General features: G+C 42.5%; 16 protein-coding genes. 8 read left to right on the forward strand and 8 right to left on the reverse strand.

Features of this window, described 5'->3' with window-relative positions:
• Window positions 1-99 precede the first annotated feature (99 nt).
• The 7 genes from BN35_RS09905 to BN35_RS09935 all read right to left on the reverse strand — a co-directional run bounded on the left by BN35_RS09905 (window position 100) and on the right by BN35_RS09935 (window position 6,090).
• A complete protein-coding gene (locus BN35_RS09905; RefSeq protein ID WP_025072768.1) occupies window positions 100-852 on the reverse strand; it encodes a polyprenol monophosphomannose synthase in 753 nt (250 codons plus the stop codon).
• 112 nt (window positions 853-964) lie between these two features.
• Window positions 965-1,723 (reverse strand): lysophospholipid acyltransferase family protein, encoded by a 759-nt coding sequence (locus BN35_RS09910; RefSeq protein WP_028901111.1) that lies wholly within the window; start codon window positions 1,721-1,723, stop codon window positions 965-967.
• Window positions 1,724-1,740: 17 nt separating this feature from the next.
• Window positions 1,741-2,910: a metallophosphoesterase gene (locus tag BN35_RS09915; RefSeq protein WP_025072767.1), complete on the reverse strand. Its 1,170-nt coding sequence runs from the start codon at window positions 2,908-2,910 to the stop codon at window positions 1,741-1,743.
• Between the two features lie 55 nt (window positions 2,911-2,965).
• Window positions 2,966-4,288, reverse strand: a complete 1,323-nt coding sequence (locus BN35_RS09920) for a dihydroorotase (protein ID WP_028901112.1) — start codon at window positions 4,286-4,288, stop codon at window positions 2,966-2,968.
• Window positions 4,289-4,302: 14 nt separating this feature from the next.
• Entirely contained in the window at window positions 4,303-5,100 is a 798-nt protein-coding gene (locus BN35_RS09925; protein ID WP_025072766.1) for a DUF4369 domain-containing protein, read from the reverse strand.
• A 248-nt stretch (window positions 5,101-5,348) separates the two neighbouring features.
• Window positions 5,349-5,759, reverse strand: coding sequence for a hypothetical protein (locus tag BN35_RS09930; RefSeq protein ID WP_025072765.1), 411 nt, complete (start codon window positions 5,757-5,759; stop codon window positions 5,349-5,351).
• On the reverse strand, window positions 5,743-6,090 hold the full coding sequence (locus tag BN35_RS09935; RefSeq protein WP_025072764.1) for an FtsB family cell division protein: 348 nt from the start codon (window positions 6,088-6,090) through the stop codon (window positions 5,743-5,745). Before BN35_RS09935 ends, BN35_RS09930 begins: the two co-directional genes overlap by 17 nt.
• A 147-nt stretch (window positions 6,091-6,237) precedes the next feature.
• Here BN35_RS09935 and BN35_RS09940 point away from each other — a divergent pair, with 147 nt between their 5' ends.
• From BN35_RS09940 to BN35_RS09975, 7 genes are all read left to right on the forward strand, one after another.
• Window positions 6,238-8,019 (forward strand): DNA polymerase III subunit gamma/tau, encoded by a 1,782-nt coding sequence (locus tag BN35_RS09940; protein ID WP_025072763.1) that lies wholly within the window; start codon window positions 6,238-6,240, stop codon window positions 8,017-8,019.
• 1,052 nt (window positions 8,020-9,071) lie between these two features.
• Window positions 9,072-10,097, forward strand: coding sequence for a lysylphosphatidylglycerol synthase transmembrane domain-containing protein (locus BN35_RS09950; RefSeq protein WP_025072762.1), 1,026 nt, complete (start codon window positions 9,072-9,074; stop codon window positions 10,095-10,097).
• An 81-nt stretch (window positions 10,098-10,178) separates the two neighbouring features.
• Complete coding sequence (locus tag BN35_RS09955; RefSeq protein WP_025072761.1) at window positions 10,179-11,636, forward strand: aminoacyl-histidine dipeptidase; 1,458 nt, start codon at window positions 10,179-10,181, stop codon at window positions 11,634-11,636.
• Between the two features lie 232 nt (window positions 11,637-11,868).
• Window positions 11,869-13,647 carry an oxaloacetate decarboxylase gene (locus BN35_RS09960; protein WP_008125384.1) on the forward strand — a complete coding sequence of 593 codons (1,779 nt, stop codon included), beginning with the start codon at window positions 11,869-11,871 and terminating at the stop codon, window positions 13,645-13,647.
• An 88-nt stretch (window positions 13,648-13,735) separates the two neighbouring features.
• Complete coding sequence (locus BN35_RS09965) at window positions 13,736-14,272, forward strand: HDIG domain-containing metalloprotein (RefSeq protein WP_025072760.1); 537 nt, start codon at window positions 13,736-13,738, stop codon at window positions 14,270-14,272.
• A gap of 90 nt (window positions 14,273-14,362) precedes the next feature.
• Window positions 14,363-17,218, forward strand: a complete 2,856-nt coding sequence (locus BN35_RS09970) for a putative LPS assembly protein LptD (protein WP_025072759.1) — start codon at window positions 14,363-14,365, stop codon at window positions 17,216-17,218.
• 193 nt (window positions 17,219-17,411) lie between these two features.
• Entirely contained in the window at window positions 17,412-18,770 is a 1,359-nt protein-coding gene (locus tag BN35_RS09975) for a dipeptidase (protein WP_025072758.1), read from the forward strand.
• 177 nt (window positions 18,771-18,947) lie between these two features.
• Here the strand turns inward: BN35_RS09975 and BN35_RS09980 are convergent, their stop codons facing one another.
• Window positions 18,948-20,384, reverse strand: coding sequence for a sodium:solute symporter (locus BN35_RS09980; RefSeq protein WP_025072757.1), 1,437 nt, complete (start codon window positions 20,382-20,384; stop codon window positions 18,948-18,950).
• Between the two features lie 166 nt (window positions 20,385-20,550).
• Here BN35_RS09980 and BN35_RS09985 point away from each other — a divergent pair, with 166 nt between their 5' ends.
• Window positions 20,551-21,921, forward strand: coding sequence for a TrpB-like pyridoxal phosphate-dependent enzyme (locus BN35_RS09985; protein WP_025072756.1), 1,371 nt, complete (start codon window positions 20,551-20,553; stop codon window positions 21,919-21,921).
• Window positions 21,922-22,462 lie beyond the last annotated feature (541 nt).

Here is a 22,462-nt window from a genome sequence, read left to right on the forward strand (position 1 = left end):
AATCAACAAACCCATTGACTTAACACGACAGCGTCAATGGGTTCATTTCCTTCATTAAAATATATTGATAATAAGATAATCACCAACGAGACAAAAGCCTTAATCTTTTGGCATTGGTGGATATTTACGTACCCACCCATCTAAGCGTAAGCGCATCACGCCAAAGAACGCCTCGCCAAAGATGCCACCACTCATCTTGCTGGTTCCCTCACGGCGATTGACAAAAATCACTGGTACTTCTTTAATCTTAAAGCCTATCTTATAGGCGGTGTATTTCATTTCAATTTGGAATCCATAACCCTTAAAACGAACTTCATCTAAAGGAATGGTTTCGAGTACACGTCGCTTATAGCACTTGAAACCCGCAGTGGTATCGTGGACGTTGAAACCAGTAACAAACCGTACATACTTGGATGCGAAATAACTCATCAACACTCTTCCTATGGGCCAATTAACAACATTGACGCCACTGACGTAGCGTGAACCTATCGCAAGATCGTATCCTTCGTCGTGACAAGCTGCATAGAGACGTGGCAGGTCATTGGGATCGTGGCTGAAATCGGCGTCCATTTCAAATATATAATCGTAATCTTGTTGCAACGCCCACTTAAAACCAGTAATGTAAGCGGTTCCTAATCCTAACTTACCAGAACGCTCCAAGATAAACAATCGATCCTGAAACTCGTTCTGCATCAAGCCATGCACGATAGAAGCTGTGCCATCTGGACTTCCATCGTCTATGACCAACACATGAAAACATTTATCGAGTGCGAAGACGGCACGAATAATTTTCTCAATATTCTCTTTCTCGTTGTACGTCGGAATGATGACGATGCTGTCGCTTTTGTTCATAATCGCTATGTTTGAGGGTGATAGATAGATGCAAAGATAATGTAAACCGCTTGATTTACAAAACGTTCTATTCTATTTTTTATGCGTCTATATTTATTGAATGTCTAAAACCTTATTGGTCTGAGTTTGGCTGATAGCCCTGTAACTCTGCTGGTAAAGCGTTCATTATCACTTGATAACTCTCCTGCAAGGTGGCAGTGATGTTCTCTGGACTCTGCTCTTTTGGTGGGATAGGCTCATGTATGGTCAGCGTGAGTGGGTGCCATTGAACCCATTTCATATCACGCATACGAGGCATTACTTGAAAAGATCCGTTGATAGTTAGCGGCACAACAGGCAGTTGCAAATCACTGGCTAACATGTAAGCGCCACGCTTGAAATCGCCCATATGCCCTGTAAAGGTGCGCGCTCCTTCAGGGAAAACAACCAAAGACATACCGTCTTTCAGCGTTTGGCGCGCCTCTAAATAAGTTTGTTTTATCTTGGCTGTCCCTCTTTTGTCCACGAAAATATGATGTGCAGCTTGACATGCCATTCCAATAAATGGCATCTTGCGAAGCTGATACTTCATCATCCACTTAAAGTTTCGACCCAAAAAACCATAAATCAGAAAGATATCGAAGGCGCCTTGATGATTGCTAACAAAAACATAAGACTGCTTTTTGTCAAGATGTTCACGCCCTTCGACTTTCACAGGCAACAACAGAATGCGAATGGTGAGCCACGACCAACACTTTCCAGGATAATATCCCCAAAAGTGTCCGTTACCTAAAATACAGCCAAGGGTTGTTACTAAGGTGGTTAACAGGGTGAGTAATGCCACCAAGGGGGCGGCTATTAAGAGCTGATAGATACGATATAAATATTTCATAGAGAATGTGCTGATTGTTATTTTTGTCGATGTAGGGTGATGACAGCAATTTCACTGGACACGCCAAAGCGAAAAGGAATAAGACCACCAAAGCCAGAAGTGACATAAAGTGCACGACTGCCGTCACGATAGAGTCCGTAATCTTCTTTTAATAAGAGTTGGGAGATTCTAATTCCAAACAGACTTAACTGCCCTCCGTGCGTATGCCCACTCAACGTTAGTTGTGCATGCGATTGTGGCAGAATGATTCTTCGCCAAGCAGAAGGGTCGTGCTGAAGCATGACAACAAACGCATTGTCCCCAACTCCTCGTAAGGCTTGGTGCACATTTCCCTTTGCAGGATAAGGTGGAAGTCCGTCATTCTCTGTGCCTGCAATGACAATAGAATCGGCTCCACGATGAATGGTTTGATGCTCGTTCAAAAGTAGTTGCCAACCATATTGGCGTTGTCGAGAGATGAGTTCTCGTTCATTGCCCACTTTAATCGCATTTGATGCGGCAATATATCCACTGTAATCATGGTTTCCTAACACGCTAAACACCCCATCTTTGGCATGAATAGAACGGAACAAGTCTTGAAATGGATAGAGTTCTGAGGGCTGTAAGTTCTGCAAATCGCCAGTAAAGACAACCATGTCTGCTTGCTGTTTTCGGATACTGTCAACTGCTCTTTCCAAGAGAGGACGGCGTGATTTCATATAAGTTCCTACATGTGCATCGCTCCAATGCACGATGCGATATCCGTCAAAAGCTGGGGGCAAGTCCTTAAAAGCGATATCTATACGATTGATTTTTAATTGACGAAGACCGAAAGTCGACCCATATACCAATATATATATCACCATAATGGATAAAAACAGCCCCACTAAATTGCCCCAATTATGATGCTTTTTGAAAATTCGGCAATACCCCAACCCTATCAAAGAGCAGAGAGTAAAGATGCCTTTCGGCACAACAAATAATCCAAGGAGAAGCAGATAGTTGTCTATCCACGCAGGATTGTCGGGTATGAAGTTCTTTTCAGTCCCCATTTTGAACGTATATACCAACATCAAAATGGCTGGTAGCCACCACAACAATCGCTTCCACCGGGTATAGGTGGGTTTCTTTCGGAGGTAATGTAGATCTATATATAAATCTGGCAATACGATGAGAAACAGCAAAAAAATCAATATTCTTGCAATCATAGCTTCATTTTAGCCCCCAAGGGAGTATAAAGATATAAAACCACTGGCTCAATGACTACCTGAAACGCAAGGCTTCGCCACGATAGTTACTATCAAATTGACCGTTATTATAGATAATGTGACCGTTACAAATGGTTTGCATAACCTTCCAATGGAAAGTATGTCCCAACATTGGGCTCCATTTACATTTACTTTGAATCATATCCTCGGTCACCGTCCAAGGGGTATGCGGTTTTACTATCGTGATGTCTGCCTTGTAGTTTTCACGTAAAAAACCGCGGTCATTCACTTCAAACAATTGGGCTGGATGATGACACATCAATGCAACAAGACGGTCTATGGTGAGTACACCCTCATCTACCAACCCTAACATTGCAGGCAACGAGAACTGTATCATGGGCATGCCAGAAGCGGCTTTACAACTTCCTCCTTCTTTATCTTTAAGCAAATGAGGCGCATGATCGGTGCCGATGGTGTATATTTTTCCATTGGTCAAAGCGGCTCGCAGTGCCTGTCGGTCAGCTTTTTGTTTTACTGCAGGGTTACATTTTATCTTGCTTCCCAATCTTGAATAATCTTCTTCTGAAAACATCAAATGCGCTATCACCGCTTCTGCCGTAATGTTTTCTTGCTCGCCAAACAGTTCTAACTCTCTTGCAGTAGTTAGGTGAGCCACGTGAAGACGTGTCCCATATTTCTTGGCAAGACGCACAGCCAAAGCTGTAGACTGATAACAAGCCTCTTCGCTACGAATCAAAGGATGATATTTCATGGCAGGATCATCGCCAAACTTTGCCTTAAAGGCAGTCGTGTTACGACGAATCAGCTCGGTGTCCTCACAGTGTGTCATGACTGGAAGGGGTGCTGTGCGAAAGATTTTCGTTAATACATCACTTCTATCTACCAACATATTTCCCGTACTGGCACCCATAAACAACTTTATGCCAGGCACGATATGTGGATTAAGTTGTGAAAACAGGTCAGCATTGTTATTGGACGCACCAAAAAAGAAAGTGTAATTGATGTGACTGTTTCGCTGTGCCAATTCGTGTTTTTGGTGCAAAGCCTCCAACGAAGTCGTTTGAGGAACTGTGTTCGGCATGTCGAAAAACGAAGTTACTCCACCATAAGCAGCTGCCCTACTCTCTGTTTCAATATCAGCCTTTGCGGTAAGTCCTGGCTCTCTAAAATGTACATGTTCATCAATCACACCCGGAATTACAAAACACCCCGTAGCATCTATCACTTGATAATCATTGCCACAGGGTTGCTGACCTTCTGGAACAATGTGGGCGATACGATCCTTTTCGATGACGACAGAACCTCGAAAGACCCTCCCCTCGTTGACTAATGTACCACCATGTATAAAGATAGCCATGAAAAATAATGTTTTTACTCTTTTGGTTCAGACGGTTTTGCCAAATCAGCAGGCGAAGCTGGCGGTGGCAGTTGTTGTGCATTGGATGGAATTTGATTAACCGCAGCAGGCATTTCTTTCATTCCATTCATGATTTGCTCATTCTCCAAGGCCTTCTGATAATAGTCCTTGACATACGGATCATTCTTAAATTGATATGTAGCTTTACTCATGATGTCCTCTATCCATGGAGTTAATTCAGGATATTGATTACCAATAGTAACCATAAAGAAAACACCCGGTCCTAAAACATTATCAAAATTATCGGTGACAAACGTTGTTACTAAATGGTCTTCTTTTTGACTTAACTTGGCTGCCTCCGCATTCAGTTCGGCATTGACTAAAGCCATATCACTACCATTCATAATGGCTTGGTCATGTTTATGCACCAACTCAGCTTCCCGATTTTTGAGTTGATTGTACTCTTTGAAGAACTTAAACAACTTCTCATTCAATGGTGTGCCACTGACTGTTTGCTGCGTGTTGTTGATTTTGATGTTGATATCGCCTTCTTCCAATACAAATGTCAGCACGCTCTCGTCGTCCATGAAGATATTTGCCATACGAGCAGTATCGATATGACCCGTAAAATGGAACTGTCCATGAGTCACATCACTGGAGTCAACACTCTTAAAATCATTGTTTTCCAGTACCTTCAGATACAACATTCGGCCATCCAAGTCGGTTACATTCGATGAACCTTGGATATTATACGTATTAGCACAAGAGGTAAAAGCTAATACAGCGATAAGTAGGTATAAGGTTTTATTCATATATGTTTTCTTAGAGCAATTATAATTTAGACGAGTAGAGATTTCAATCCAACAGTATGAAAACCGATGTTGTCTGATTCTATTTTCGTTAAAGATGACACCAATCGATATTCACTGCTCTGAATTTCAATGTAGGAAAGTCGTCTATCAAATGCAAAGATAATATGTATTGCGGACGAACAAAAATATTTAAGGCAATTTATCATGACTACCTTTGCTTTTAGTATTTTTTGGGAATACAACAAGGTCTACGACTTCTCTTTGGATAGTTCATGCCCTATCCGATGCATGGTGTACATTTCCAACAGTGCAGCAACCAAAAGAAGGACGACCCACTTATTATAAACAAGTTGATAATAGGTGAGATAGTTGGAAAAGGCTGCCTTAAAAAATTGGTATACCATATCCACCATGAGCAAACCAGATAGTATGAAAAGCACATCTGCAAAGGTCATGATTTTTTTTAGGCGTTTCACAGTGAGCAAACTCCCTTCATACGTTTGCATCATTTGTATGACACCAAAGAGCAAAGCTCCTAATAAATAGATCCAACACACAATGTGTTGCTGCCACATAAAGGCGAAACAGCCTGCTCCGATAACCATCATCGCTCCGCCAGAAAGAAATAAAATACTCTGAACTTTACTCAGTTGCTTCATCTGTAGATTTTGATTGTTGTGTTGCTTGATCGTCACTCAGCACAAAAATATCTTCATCATCGGCTTTCATGAAATAGTTTTCACGGGCGATTTTCTTGATAGCATTGGGATTACGCTTTAGCTCACGCAGCTTTTGAGTGCTAATTTCGTTTTGAGTTCTATATTTCTCAATCTCTGCTTTCAAATCACTTATTTGCCATTCCAATTGGACACGCTTTAAGAAACTATTTTCATCGAGAAATCCAACGATGAGAATACCTCCGACAATGACTATCAGATATTTATAATGACTGATAAAACTCAGTATGATATTGAACCGACTCACAAGCAATAATTATAATATGTTGCAAAAATAATGAATATAATCGGAATCGAAAAATGTCTTATTCAGAATTTTATCTAATTAACAAATAAACAGTTACCCCATGTGAACATCTGTAATCTTTTTGTTATCTTTGCACCACTAATATCCCTTATAATGAAAGATTATATTGTATCTGCGCGCAAATATCGCCCCACTTCGTTTGACACAGTGGTAGGGCAAACAGCGCTCATCACCACTCTTAAAAATGCCGTAAAAAGCGGAAAGCTGGCACACGCCTACCTTTTTTGCGGTCCTCGTGGCGTAGGTAAAACAACTTGCGCTCGCATTTTTGCCAAAGCAATCAACTGCCTGCACCCCACAGCAGATGGCGAAGCCTGCAACGAATGTGAGAGTTGCAAAGCCTTCAACGAACAAAGATCATACAATATCTTTGAACTTGACGCTGCCAGTAACAACTCCGTGGAGAACATCAAATCGCTCATGGATCAGACACGCATACCGCCTCAGGTTGGTAAATACAAGGTGTTCATCATTGACGAGGTACACATGCTCTCCACATCGGCATTCAATGCGTTTCTGAAAACATTAGAAGAGCCACCAGCACACGTTATTTTTATCCTGGCAACTACCGAGAAACATAAGATTTTGCCAACGATATTGTCACGCTGTCAGATTTATGATTTCGAACGCATGACGACGAACGACATCATCAATCATCTCAAAAAAGTAGCCGAAAAGGAAGGAATTACTTACGAAGACGAGGCACTCAATATCATTGCAGAAAAGGCAGACGGCGGCATGCGCGATGCATTATCTGTCTTTGATCAAGCTGCCAGTTTTTGTCAAGGCAACATCACGTACGCTAAAGTGACAGAAGATCTCAATGTACTTGATACAGATAATTATTTCAACATTGTAGACCTATGCCTTCAAAACAAAGTGAGCGATGCGATGCTCCTACTCAACAGCATCATTGCCAAAGGCTTTGCGGGAGGTCACTTCATTAACGGATTGGCATCACACATCAGGAATGTGCTCATGGCAAAGGATGTGCAAACGCTTCCCTTATTAGAGGTAAGCCAGCAACAACGCCAAAAATACGAAGAACAAGCAAAGAAATGCCCTACGACTTTCTTGTACCAAGCATTGAAATTGCTCAATCAATGCGACATCAACTATCGACAAAGCAGCAACAAACGCTTACTTGTAGAGATTACCTTGATTCAGATAGCTCAAATTACGCAGCCCGATGACACTCCTGCGGGTGTGGGGCGTAGCCCCAAACGCTTAAAATCCTTGTTCAAAAAGTTGGCTCCCATGAAGGGTGGAGAGACAACACAACAGGTGGTAGGCTTAGAGACCAGCAAGGTGTCTCCAGTAAATGCCTCCCACTCTCAACTCTCTTCTGCATTCGAGAAGAAAGATTCGAATGTACAAACCAACCCCAACACACAACCTACCAGACCTCGTCTAAAATTCTCTGACTTAGGTGTTTCGTTCAAGAGTCTACGGAAAGATTCTACAAAAGAGGTTCATCAGCCAGAAACCCAACAGCAAACAACTTCTGCAAGCACAACTTTTAGCAACGAAGAGTTGAGGATACAGTGGAACGTGATGTGCAACCGAATGCCACCAGAAAAGATAGGTTTATCCCAAAGAATGAAAAACCTTTTACCACAAATTACCACCTTTCCACAGGTAGAAGTGGTCATCGAAAATGACATTCTATTAAAGCAGTTGCAGGACATCAAAGGCAAGATTCAAGCAACTCTACGCATGCTACTTCAAAACAACAGCCTATTACTCTCTTTTCGACTGGCAGAAGCGCAGGAAGTGACGAAGATTTACTCGAAGCGTGAAATCTTTGAACTGCTCAAAAAAGAGAACCCACAACTGGACAAACTTTGTCATAACTTAGGTTTGGAATTAAGTTAATTCCTCTGAATTTAATTTACAAAATCGCTATTATTTTTATCTGAGTTTTCTTTATAATAGAATTAAAAAGAAGATAAGATTGGAGTTTTTTACCTAAAAACAGCTCATAGTTTTGATAGAAACATGACTTAACCGTGCTGAAACAATGTTTCAACACCGTTATCTATCGCAAATAATCTGCTTATCTCCATGCATCAACACCACTAAATGAATGCTTCAAGGTCGCAAAATTTCAACATAAAAACACAAACAATTGATAATCAAGCACTTAAAATTTTGCGATATTTCAGATAAAATATGGGTAAATGGACTATAACGCAAGTATTCAGAGGGTTAAATGGTAAAGTTTTCTTACAAAACAAAGGACGGTTAATGTGCAAAAACCTTTTTCCTTTTCTTACTCCAAACAATCGAAAATGAAAAAAGGTTATGCCGACACCGACACAACCCCTCTGATATGTTAAACTAAAAATTTTTTCTTTCTAAAAAGGAAAGACAAGATTTACTTGCTCTTGAAGTTAATCTTGTTTCCTAAATGAATAGCTTGTGCGACAGTTATCGCTACAACAGCTAAAGTCATAATTGTTACCATAATCTTTTTACCTTTCTTTTTAATTTGTTATCCTTTTTCTTATTGTCGATGCAAAGATAGGGACAATTAACTGTGTGCGCAAACAATTTAGCGCATTCTACCCATTTTTACCCCGTTTTGTTGATACAAATCAAAGAAACAGGTAGAAAAACATCCGTAAAAAGCTTTTTATTTATTTGGATATCCTCGCAAATTACTGTAAATTTGCATAAGATAGGCTGCGCCTCACCAAAATAAGTAGACTTTCTTTGGTTTCGGCTTGCGCTATCTTTGCATAAGATAGGCTGCACCTCACCAAAACAAGTAAACTTTTTCTGGTTTCGGCTTGCACTGTCTTTGCATAAGATAGGCTGCGCCTCACCAAAATAAGTAAACTTTTTCTGGTTTCGGCTTGCGCTGTCATTACAAAAAATAGAAAATGCTTAATTGCACATTACTCCAAATTCGTTAATAGCACTTTATGAAACTGTTCAATCATCAAACTGTCAATATTGCCTTATCCTTACTATTAGGTAGTGCTATTCTGTTTTGGATGTATCGCGATTTTGATTTCCAACTCATCAAGAATGTGGTGCTTGAAGAGATGGACTGGACATGGATGTGGCTGTCCTTTCCCTTTGGTATCTTGGCAGAAGCTTTCAGAGGTTGGCGCTGGAAACAAACGTTAGAGCCTTTAGGTGAACGTTCCAGAACATCGGTCAGACTCAATGCTGTGTTTCTCTCGTATGCCGTTAGTTTGGTGATTCCACGCATTGGCGAGTTTGCCAGATGTGGTGTACTGAACCGCTACGATAACGTTTCGTTTCCCAAAGCCTTGGGAACGGTAGTCACCGAGCGAGTCATTGACTCCATATTGGTACTGTTCATTACCGTGCTGACCTTCATTGCACAAATCAAGATTTTCGACACCTTCTTTATCCATACGGGTACAAACGTAGATACTATCCTCCAACAATTTTCCACTGCTGGTTACATCGTAACGGCTATATGTGCCGTAGCCGTATTGATATTGGTGTTCTTCTTAGCGAAAAAATTGTCTATATATAATAAGGTGAAAACGACGTTACACGATATAGGGCAAGGAATCACCTCTTTACGAAAAGTAAAGAACATCCCTTTGTTCCTGATTTTTACCTTGGCAATATGGTTGTGCTATTTCCTGCACTACTATCTCACCTTTTATTGCTTTGAGGCAACGGCTCACTTAGGACTGTCGTGTGCGTTAGTTACCTTCATCGTGGGGTCGATTGCGGTCATCGTACCCACGCCAAACGGTGCAGGGCCATGGCACTTTGCCGTGAAAACCATGCTCATCTTGTACGGTGTTGCCGATACAGATGCCTTGTACTTTGTGCTCATTGTACACTCGGTACAAACATTGCTCGTGGCGGTATTGGGCATTTATGCGTGGATAATGCTATCATTCACACAAAAAAGACTAAAATCAGTGAAAGCTGGTAACCTACAGTTTGCTGACGAAACATAACAAACAGTGCATTTTTTCATCCGGAGCAGTTAGCTAAATGTAGAATTACATGACAGCTGAAACTCCATAAATTTAAATACTATGAGTGAAATTAAAAATCTAAAACCAACGTGTGTGTGGCGTAATTTCCACGCATTGACACAAGTTCCACGCCCTTCAGGACATCTGGAGAAAGTGCAACAGTTCTTACTCGACTTTGCTAAAAAGGCAGGTGTTGAAGCCTATATCGACAAAGCGAACAATGTAGTCATGAAAAAAGCTGCAACACCAGGCATGGAAAACCGTAAAACGGTGATTTTACAAGCACACATGGACATGGTTCCTCAAAAGGCACCAGAGAGTCATCACAACTTTGAAACCGACCCCATCGAAACACATATTGACGGAGAATGGGTAAAAGCCAACAATACTACATTGGGTGCTGACAACGGAATGGGTGTGGCAGCTATCATGGCTGTCATGGAAGACAAAGAAATGAAGCACGGACCTATTGAAGGACTCATTACTGCTGACGAGGAAACAGGTATGTTTGGTGCTAACGACCTGCCAGAAGGAGAACTGGATGGCGATATCTTGATGAACTTAGACTCAGAGACTTGGGGCAAATTCGTCATCGGTAGTGCAGGCGGCATCGATATTACTGCTGAATTAGATTATAAAGAAGTAGAAACAGATAGCACAGATGCTGCTGTAAAGGTAACATTATCTGGACTTCGTGGCGGACACTCTGGTTTGGAAATCCATGAGGGTCGTGGCAATGCCAACAAACTGATGGTGCGCTTTGTGCACGATGCCATTCGCCAAACAGAAGCAAGACTCGCTACATGGCACGGAGGCAACATGCGCAATGCCATTCCGTTCAAAGCCGAAGTGGTTCTTACGCTCCCCAAAGAGAATGTTGAAGCACTGAAAGAATTGGCTACTGACTGGAAAGAAGAGTTCATTGAAGAATACAGAGATATTGAGAAAGGTATCGAATTGACAGTAGAAGAGGTTGCAACGCCAAAGACACAAGTTCCAGAACCTATTCAGGACAACCTGATAGCAGCTATCTATGCCTGTCACAATGGTGTAGAGCGCATGATTCCGTCTTTACCTTCAGTGGTAGAAACCTCTTCAAACTTAGCCATTATAGATATTGAAGCTGGCAAGGCTTCGTTCAAGATATTGGCTCGTTCTTCCAGCGAAGAGATGAAAGCCTATGTGTCTGAAATGCTCCAGAGCTGTTTCAATATGGCAGGAATGAAAGTAAGTTTCAGTGGTAGTTATGGCGGTTGGGATCCAAATCCTGATAGTGAACTACTCAAAATGCTGTTGAAAGTCTATAAAGAACAAAACAACGAAGAAGGTATCGTACAGGTAGACCACGCCGGACTGGAGTGTTCTATCATCTTAGGCAAATATCCTCACTTGGACGTGGTATCGTTTGGCCCTACCATTCGCAGCCCACATACCTCGACAGAGCGTTGCCTTATCAAGACTGTAGAGCCTTTCTGGCATTTCTTAAAGCAAGCTTTGGAAGAAGTACCTACGAAATAAAAAACGTGTAATGGAATAGAATAAGTTTGTAAGACAATGTCTTTGAACAAATCATTCTATCCCAATAAGACCTTTAGCGAGCCGATGTGCCTTCATTGTGAAAAGCACTTCGGCTCGCTTGTTTTGAAAAGTTGAAATGCTATAAATCTTAAAAAATGAATATGGCAATGGTCTAATTGATTTTTTTTGCGTAATTTTGCAACACCGTGTAAAGGTTGATAAAGAGAAAAATATGAAGAGAAAAATACAATTTAGTCTCATATACCGAGACATGTGGCAGTCATCTGGTAAATTTCAGCCACGCAAAGATCAATTAGAACGAATTGCTCCCGTCATCATAGAGATGGGGTGTTTTGCTCGTGTAGAAACCAATGGTGGTGCCTTTGAACAGGTTAACTTGTTGGCAGGCGAGAATCCTAATGATGCCGTTCGTGCTTTCTGTGCACCTTTTAATAAGGTAGGCATCAAGACACACATGTTGGATCGTGGATTAAACGCCTTGCGTATGTATCCCGTTCCAGACGATGTGCGCGCCATGATGTATCGTGTAAAGCATGCACAAGGCGTGGACATCCCACGTATCTTCGACGGTCTGAACGATGTACGCAATATTATTCCAAGCATCAAGTGGGCAAAAGAAGCGGGCATGACACCGCAAGGAACACTGTGTATCACCACTTCTCCTATCCACACTTTGGATTATTATGTTCAAATCGCAGACACTTTGATAGAGGCTGGTGCAGAAGAAATCTGTTTGAAAGATATGGCTGGCATCGGTCAACCTACTTTCTTGGGACAGTTAACCAAGATGATAAAAGACAAACATCCAGAAATTATCCTCGAATATCACGGTCATACGGGTCCCGGACTGTCGATGGCGTCGATGTTGGAGGTAGCCAAAAACGGTATTGATATCTTGGATGTGGCTATCGAACCCTTATCTTGGGGCAAGGTACACCCTGACGTTATCTCTGTTCAGAGTATGTTGAAAACAGCTGGATTCGATGTACCAGAAATCAATATGGACGCTTACATGAAGGCACGTGCCTTGACTCAGGAGTTCATAGACGACTGGTTGGGATATTTCATCAATCCCCAAAACAAGATTATGAGTTCATTGCTGTTGGGCTGTGGCTTGCCAGGAGGAATGATGGGAAGCATGATGGCAGACTTAGCTGGTATTCATAGCACCATTAACAACATCCGCAAAAAGAAAGGAGAAGAAGAGCTTTCTACTGATGACATGCTCATCAAACTGTTTGATGAGGTGGCATACGTATGGCCACGCGTAGGTTATCCACCCTTGGTAACGCCATTCTCGCAATATACCAAGAACATCGCTTTGATGAATCTCTTGACAATTGAGCAAGGAAAAGGACGCTTTGTCATGATGGACGACTCGATGTGGGGCATGATTCTCGGCAAGAGTGGCAAGGTACCTGGCAAGGTAGACCAAGTATTAGTCGACCTTGCGAAGGAAAAAGGATACGAATTTACCGATGCCGACCCTCATACATTGCTCAAAAACAACTTGGACGACTTCAAGAAGGAAATGCAAGAGAATGGTTGGGACTTTGGAAAAGACGATGAAGAGTTATTCGAATTGGCAATGCACCCAGAGCAATATCGCAACTACAAGAGTGGACAAGCCAAGAAAAACTTCTTGGCAGACCTGCAAAAGGCAAAAGATGCTAAGCTTGGTAGCAAGGTGTCTAAAGAAGAACTCACAGCCTTTAAGCATGCCAAAGCCGATGCCATCGTAGCTCCTGTCAAAGGACAAGTGTTCTGGGAGTTCAACGGAGAAGGCGAATGCGCACCCTCCGTAGAGCCTTACATTGGCAAAGAATACCAAGAGGGCGATGTATTTTGCTACATTCAAGCACCATGGGGTGAGTTTGTAGAGATACCTGCAGCCTTGGGAGGCAAACTTGTTGAAGTGAATGCAAAGCAAGGCAGCAAACTCAACAAGGGCGACGTCATTGGCTATATCGAACGGGAACAGGCATCATAATGCCGTTTTCGACTTGCATATTTACAGCTCATCTTTCATTAAATTCTTTTGAAAGGTGAGCTTTTTGATAATTAAAACTGGTTTTATCATGGATTATCGCTCCATTATCAATCAATATTATCCCGAAGAAAACGAGCTGAAAAAGATTCTATTAACGCACAGTAAAAGTGTTACAGATAAGGCTTTACAGATTGTGGATCGTCATCCAGAGTTACAACTCGACCGACAATTCATTGAAGAGGCGGCGATGTTACACGACATAGGCATTGTAAAGTGCAATGCGCCAGGTATATTTTGCTTTGGTACAGAGCCTTATATTAAGCATGGTATCATTGGTGCAGAAATGTTACGCTCGGCAGGTTTTCCGCGTCATGCACGTGTTTGTGAACGCCATACAGGTGCAGGAATTGAATTAAGCAATATCCTCGAACAAAATTTACCACTCCCCCATCAGAATTTTCTACCCGAGACACTGGAAGAACAGGTCATCTGTTATGCGGATAAGTTTTTTTCAAAAACGCATCTTGACCGTATTAGAACACCAGAACAGGCACTGAAAAGTGTTGAAAGGTTTGGCAACGGAGGAGCTCAACGCTTCAAACAATGGATGCAAAAGTTTGAATAGAACGTACGCATTCGTCATTATTTGTTCTATTAGTTAAAAATAGAAAATTGCATGTCTATTCAGGCTTATTTATGTAATTTTGCAACTTAAATGAGGACTCATTCGGTCATAGCTTTGCTATTGTTCGTCTTCGTATTCGTAATGGCAGACGTCAATAATTTTTATTCCTACGCCAAGCAACAAGCGTCTTTACGCGATACCTTGCGTGTAGGTGACTCTACGCAATCTCATCGAACAGACACAGCAAAGACGCAACATACCAACAACACCAAAGACACGCTCACCTTAGACTCGTTGCAGCTTGCCATTCAGAAGCACAACCAAATCATTGACGACTCAATTCGGTTGGACTCGCTTAACCGTAAAAAATCAAAAGGTATTGATGCACCTGTAGAATATACCGCTGACGATTCTCTTATCTACGACGCTAAAACCAAGACAGCCCACCTATTTGGCTCTTCAACGGTGAAATACGAAAACATGGACCTTAAAAGTGAGAAGATACGAATGAGCTTGGATAGCAACATTGTACACGCCACAGGTGCCATAAAAGATACTGCCACCAAGGCATTGGAAGGTACACCCGTGTTCAAGTTAGGACAAGATTCATACGAGAGCGACACCATGGCGTTCAACTTCAAAACCAAGAAAGGGCTTATTAACAACGTGTACACCCAACAGGAGGATGGATTTTTGCGAAGCGAGCGCTCCAAACGCGACTCCTCTGGCGTGGTATATATGGAACATGGGCGTTATACCACCTGTGACAAGCCTCATCCCGACTTCTATATTGCGCTGTCAAGAGGTAAGGTTCGTCCGGGTAAGGATGTAGTCTTCGGTCCTGCTTACTTGGTTGTAGCCGATGTACCCCTGCCACTTGCCGTCCCATACGGATTCTTTCCGTTTACCAAGAGTTATTCATCGGGTTTCATCATGCCTACCTACGGAGATGAAATGGATAGAGGTTTCTATCTAAGAGACGGTGGTTATTACTTTGCTATCAGTGACAAAATCGATTTGAAGGTTTTAGGCGAGATTTATACCAAAGGCTCATGGGGCATCACCTTAGCCAGCAATTATAACAAACGCTACCGCTTTAATGGTAGTGTGCTTCTGAGTTATCAAGATTCAAGAACAGGAGACAAGGGGCTGCCAGATTACTCTCGCCAACAAAGCTACAAGGTGCAGTGGAGTCATCGACAAGACCAAAAAGCCAATCCTTTTAGTTCTTTATCAGCCAGTGTGAACTTTGCATCCTCCAGTTATGAGAGAAATAACCTCACGAGCTTGTATAATCCACAATCACTGACACAGAGTACACGAACATCTTCCGTCAGTTGGAGCACCACCTTCTCCAGTATAGGCATGTCACTCAGCAGTTCTGCGAACCTTTCACAGAACATGCGCGACTCTTCTATCGCAATGACACTGCCCGATTTGAATATCAGCATTAGCCGTTTTTACCCTTTCAAGCGCAAGCACCTTGTAGGAGATGAACGCTGGTATGAAAAGATTTCGATGAGTTATACAGGACGTTTCTCCAATTCTATCACCACAAAAGAAGACAAACTCTTCAAATCTAATTTGATTAAAGACTGGAAGAACGGTTTTCAACACGATATTCCAATCAGCGCAAACTTTACCTTATTCAATTATCTCAACGTGAATCCGTCATTCAATTTCACGGATAGAATGTACTCAAGTAAAGTGAAGAAGTCGTGGAATGACCGCACCCAAACAGAAAAAACCGATACTATTTACGGCTTTAATAACGTTTATAACTGGTCGCTCAACTTGGGTATGTCCACCAAATTGTATGGTAGGTTTATTCCCAACCGTAAGATTTTTGGTGATAAAGTGCAGGCTATTCGTCACGTCATCACGCCCTCTATATCTTTTAGTTATGCACCCGACTTTGGTAGTCGTCGTTATGGCTATTATGATTATTATCAAAAAACTGATGCTGATGGCAACGTATCGCTCGTAGGCTATTCACCTTATCAAAACGGCATGTATTCTGTTCCGGGTCGTGGACGCAGCGGAAACATCTCTGTCGATTTGGGTAATAACATCGAGATGAAGGTAAAGAGCGACAAAGACTCCACAGGTATCAAGAAAATCAGTATCATTGACGAGCTTGGACTTCAGATGTCATACAACATGGCAGCCAAAGAAAAGCCACTAAGCGATTTGAATATGCGCATTCGTTTGAAGTGGTGGAAGAATTACACCTTTAACATGAATGCCCGATTTGCTTCATACGCTTACGAAGTTGATGAGAAAGGCATCCCTTACGAGGGCAACCGAACGGAATGGGGAATGGGACGTTTCGGACGTTTTCAAGGCATGTCACAAAACATCTCCTATACGTTGACGCCCGAAAAGATAAAAAAACTGTTCGGTGGCAAGAGTGAAGAGACCGACAACAAGCAACGAAACAAAGACGATGAAGAAGGTCCCGATACCGATATTGATACCAACTTGGATAAAGATATGATTGACGCACAGCGTGGAGCAAAGCGCAAAAAAGGCGGTGAGATGGCGGAAACGGATGATGATGGTTATATGCCATTCAAACTTCCTTGGTCTATCACTTTCGGTTATGGCATCACTATGAGCGAAGACCGCACTGTGTCAAGATTTAATTATGATACCATGCGCTATCCTTATAAGTTTACGCAGACTCTGAATGTCAGTGGGAATGTCCGATTGAGCGACGGCTGGAACATCAGTTTCTCTTCTGGTTATGACTTTGAGAACAAAGCTTTGTCCATGACAACCGCTTCTCTTCAACGAGATTTACATTGCTTCAACATGAGTTGCTCTGTGGTGTTGGCACCTTATACCAGCTATAATTTCACGTTCCGTGCCAATGCTGCCACCCTTATGGATGCGCTAAAATATGACAAACGCAGTGGATACGGAAATGCAATACAATGGTATTAAAAGATTTTGTTGACTGATTGAGAGACGAACAAGCGAAAAAGCTTTATGGACTGTTGAACAATTAACCCATCACTCCTACTCAAAAACGCTCCGCTCGTCAACAAACTACTCGTCAACTTGTGAACTATCCACTCGTCAACTTGTGAACTACTCACTCGTCAACTATTCAACTAACCCCCTTATCAACTTAACAATCATGCAAAACTACATCAAAGAAAACCAAGAAAGAATGTTGGATGAGCTATTTAGCCTTATCCGCATCCCCAGCGTAAGTGCACAACCAGAACATCACCAAGATATGATTGCCTGCGCTAACCGATGGAAAGAGTTGCTCCTCATGGCAGGAGTAGACAAAGTAGAAATCATGCCTACCAAGGGAAATCCTATTGTTTATGCCGAAAAGATGGTCGATCCAACGGCAAAGACCGTGCTTATTTACGGACATTATGACGTGATGCCTGCCGAACCTTTTGAGCTTTGGAAGAGCAATCCCTTTGAGGCAGAGATAAGAGATGGACATATTTGGGCGCGTGGTGCCGATGACGACAAGGGGCAGTCGTTTATCCAAGCCAAGGCATTTGAATATGTTGTCAAGCACAACCTCTTAAAACACAACGTCAAATTCATCTTAGAAGGCGAGGAAGAGATTGGCTCGCCAAGCTTGAGCGACTTCTGTACCGAACATCAAGAGTTGCTAAAATGCGATGTTATCTTGGTTTCAGACACCAGTATGCTTTCTGCCGACCTGCCTTCTCTCACTACTGGGCTGCGTGGTTTGGCGTATTGGCAGATAGAAGTGACGGGTCCTAACCACGATTTACATTCGGGACACTTCGGTGGTGCTGTTGCCAATCCTATCAATGTGCTATGCAAACTCCTTGCGGATGTCACTAACGAGGATGGCAGGATAACCATTCCCGGCTTTTATGACGACGTAGAAGACATACCAACAGAAGAACGTAAGTTGGTGGCAGCTATACCCTTTGATGAAAAAGCATACAAACAAAACATTGGAGTAGACGAGCTTTTTGGCGAAAAAGGCTTCTCCACCATTGAGCGAAACGGTTTCCGTCCATCGTTCGATGTATGTGGTATTTGGGGTGGATATACAGGCGAGGGGTCGAAAACGGTACTTCCTTCAAAGGCATACGCTAAGCTTTCCACCCGATTAGTACCTCACCAAGACCATGAGAAGATTGGACAGTTGGTGGTAGACTACTTCAAACGAGTAGCACCTAAGACAGTTAAGGTGGACATCCAATCGCTGCATGGCGGTCAGGCGTACGTTTGTCCTATTGACTTACCAGCTTATCAGGCTGCCGAGCGTGGTTTCGAAAAGGCCTTTGGTAAGCGTCCTTTACCCGTGCGCCGTGGAGGTAGCATCCCTATTATTGCCACCTTTGAAAAGATATTAGGTGTAAAAACGATATTGATGGGATTTGGCTTAGAATCGAACGCCATTCATTCGCCTAACGAGAACATGCCATTAGACATGATTTGGCGTGGCATCGAAGCCGTTGTCAACTTCCATTTGGAGTTTGACAAGCTCTAATCTCACCTACAATCACAGCAAGAGAGGAAACATCAACAGGGGTGGTTAAGTGAATAGACACCATCGCTGTTCGTGCTTCCTCTTTTCTTTTATGCCAAAGTCTGCAACTGAAAGAGAAGGAGGTTGCGGGAAATAAAAGTGCCATGTGCCTGATTTCATGTACAAAACCAGCATCGTTTAATGCCCAATGCGTAAAGGTTCTTTCTTCCTCGTTACATACAAACCAGCAAAAGTAAGGGCACCATTGAGCATCAATAGTTCATATCCAAAATGATACCCCCACATTTGCTGTGCCAAAACGTCCAACGCATAACACAAAATCGGTGAGAGAATGGCAAAATAAGGAACCCAACGATCTGTCACTTGATACTTGGTAAATAAGCCAAAAGCAAAGAGTCCTAACAAAGGTCCATACGTATAAGAGACAAGTATGTAGATGGCATCAATGAGATTGGTTGAATTAAAGGTTCTAAATAGCAGTATGAAGATAATAAACACCACACTCATTCCTGCATGTACTCGATGCCGTAATGCCTCATCGTCGGCTTTTTCCTTAATATCCACACAGTAGGTCGTAGTCAATGCCGTCAGTGCAGAATCGGCACTGCTGAACGATGCCGCCACAATACCAATGGTGAACAACACCACGACCATGTTTCCCATTTTGCCTGTTGCTGCAAACATGGGCAACAGTTCATCGCCCGAGCTTGGCAGTGCTATCCCTTCTTGCTGTGCGAGCATCGACAGCAACACCCCTAAGCATAAAAATAAGAGGTTCGTAGGCACAAAGGCAAGCCCATAAGTACACATGTCTTTTTGGGCTTCTCGTAGCGTTTTACAGGTCAGGTTCTTTTGCATCATGTCTTGATCAAGCCCTGTCATCACCACTACAATAAAGATTCCACTGATAAAGAGTTTCCAGAAATTCTGCTTAGACACCCAATCATCAAACACAAAGACCCTACTTCTCTCATCTTGGACAATCGTTGTCACAACCTCATTGACACTCAGATTGAGCATTGACATGACATTAATGATGATAAAGATGAGCGCCATGAACATACAAAATGTTTGAAAGGTGTCCGTCCATACCAGCGTCTTGATACCTCCTCGACGAGTATAAAGCCAAATGAGCGCAACCAATACCAACACCGTTATCACAAAGGGGATTCCTAAGGCATCGAGTACGAAACGTTGAAGTATCATACAAACCACATAAAACTTCACCGCTGCACCCGACATCTTGGACAACAAGAAGAACCAAGCTCCTGTCTTGTACGACCTTGTCCCCAACCGTTGCTGCAAATAAGAATAGATAGTGGTGAGATTCAATCGGTAATAAATGGGCAGAAGAACAAAGGCTACAGCTACATAGCCCAAGACAAACCCCAAGCAAGTTTGCAGATAGGTCATCCCAATGGTATTCACCATGCCGGGTACAGAGACGAAAGTAACGCCCGAGATGGAAGCACCTATCATCCCAAAAGCCACCAAATACCATGGAGACTGCCGGTTTCCACGATAAAAAGTGTCGTTGGTTGACTGCTTTGCTGTTAGTCGACTGACCAAAAGCAACACCCCAAAGTAAGACAATATGGTAAGAATAATCGTCATATTTCGACACAAAGATACATAATATCATTGGTTGCTTGCAAGAGAAGTAATATCTTTTTGCTAACTTTGCAAAAACTACCACCCAAAGACAGATTGCTATTGTCTCAATAACTTTCTTATCACTAAGGGTTTCATCATTATAAAGAACAAATAAAAACAACAGAAGATGAGTAAACAAAAAAAGTTTATACTTCAGGAGAACGAGATACCTACACAATGGTATAACATTCAGGCAGACATGGTGAACAAACCTTTGCCTTTACTAAATCCAAAAACAAAGCAACCTGTCACAGTAGAAGATTTAGCGCAAATCTTTAATTTAGAGTGTTCTAAACAAGAATTAGATACGCAACATGCTTGGATTGATATTCCCGAACCCGTACGTGAAATGTACACCTACTATCGTGCAACACCCCTTGTACGGGCATACGCATTGGAAAAAGCACTTGACACCCCTGCTCACATTTACTTCAAAAACGAAAGTGTCAATCCACTTGGCTCACACAAAATCAATTCGGCATTGGCACAATGCTACTATTGTAAACAAGAAGGCACTACAAATGTAACCACTGAGACAGGTGCTGGGCAGTGGGGAGCGGCTCTTAGTTATGCGGCAAAGATTTTTGGTTTGGAAGCCGCTGTGTATCAAGTCAAGATTTCCATGCAGCAAAAACCTTATCGCAGCAGTATTATGCGCACCTTTGGCGCAACCGTAGAAGGTTCGCCCTCTATGTCTACACGCGCAGGAAAAGATATCATCACCCGTGACCCACACCATCAAGGAAGTCTTGGAACAGCTATTTCAGAAGCGATAGAACTGGCGACTACCACTCCTCACTGCAAGTACACTCTGGGTTCGGTACTTAATCATGTATCGTTACACCAAACAGTGATTGGGTTGGAAGCCGAGAAACAAATGGCAATGGCTGGCGAATATCCCGACAAAGTTATCGCCTGTTTTGGAGGTGGTAGCAACTTCTCTGGGCTTGCCTTCCCCTTTATGCGCCATAACTTGCTGGACGGAAAGCAAACAGAGTTTATCGCTGCCGAACCCAGCAGTTGTCCCAAACTAACCAGAGGCAAGTTTGAATACGACTTTGGTGACGAGGCTGGTTATACTCCCCTATTGCCGATGTACACTTTAGGTCACGATTTCAAGCCTGCCAACATCCATGCTGGCGGTCTTCGCTATCACGGTGCAGGCACCATTATCTCACAACTGGTAAAAGATAAGTTGATGCATGGCGTTGATATTCCACAACTGGAAGCCTTCGATGCAGGGCTGTTGTTTTCACGAACAGAAGGAATTATCCCAGCACCAGAGAGTTGTCATGCCATTGCCTGCACGATTCGTGAAGCCAAGAAATGCAAAGAAAGTGGCGAAGCCAAGGTACTTTTATTCAGTCTTTCTGGTCACGGGCTCATTGACATGACCGCCTACGAGAGCTATCTCAGCGGTGACTTGCGCAACTACACGATTAGTGACGAAGACATTGCTCAAAGTTTGCAGAATGTTCCGCAAGTACCAATGAAATAAGGACTTTGTACATCGGAGGTTGAACGATAACCCTATCAATTCACAGTCTATCCATGTAAGAGAGAGACAGCGGCACTCGTCATCAAGAGGAACAAACCTCATGATAGAGAAGGAACAACATCACTTCCACTATCGCATCCTCTTGATTTGCAAAAAGTCCCACAAACCGACCACTCTCATCGTTATTTTGTAACGGTGGGAGTGGTATTTTTCTTTACAAAGCCCCTCTCATAACTTTCATATTTGCCAACACACTTCCACTTGCTCGCAAATATGCGCAGCATTTCGAAGAAGCTATATCGCAATGAATATCAGATGGTTAAAGCGTTAATAGCACTTTTTTGAGCCGAATAAAAAGCAGGGATAAGACATTAAAGCAATGAGTTAGATGGATTGAAGTAATGGGTTAAGGGGTCTGTCAACATATACTAAGCGGACAAAAGTATGTATTTTGGCGTCTTATCTCCATGGGTTTGTCTAATTATTTGCAATTTTTGCTCGTTTTAAGGAAAAAATCTATGCTCAAAACCTCTTATTTTTT

Source organism: Hoylesella timonensis 4401737 = DSM 22865 = JCM 15640 (genome assembly GCF_000455445.1).
Classification (GTDB): Bacteria; Bacteroidota; Bacteroidia; order Bacteroidales; family Bacteroidaceae; genus Prevotella; species Prevotella timonensis.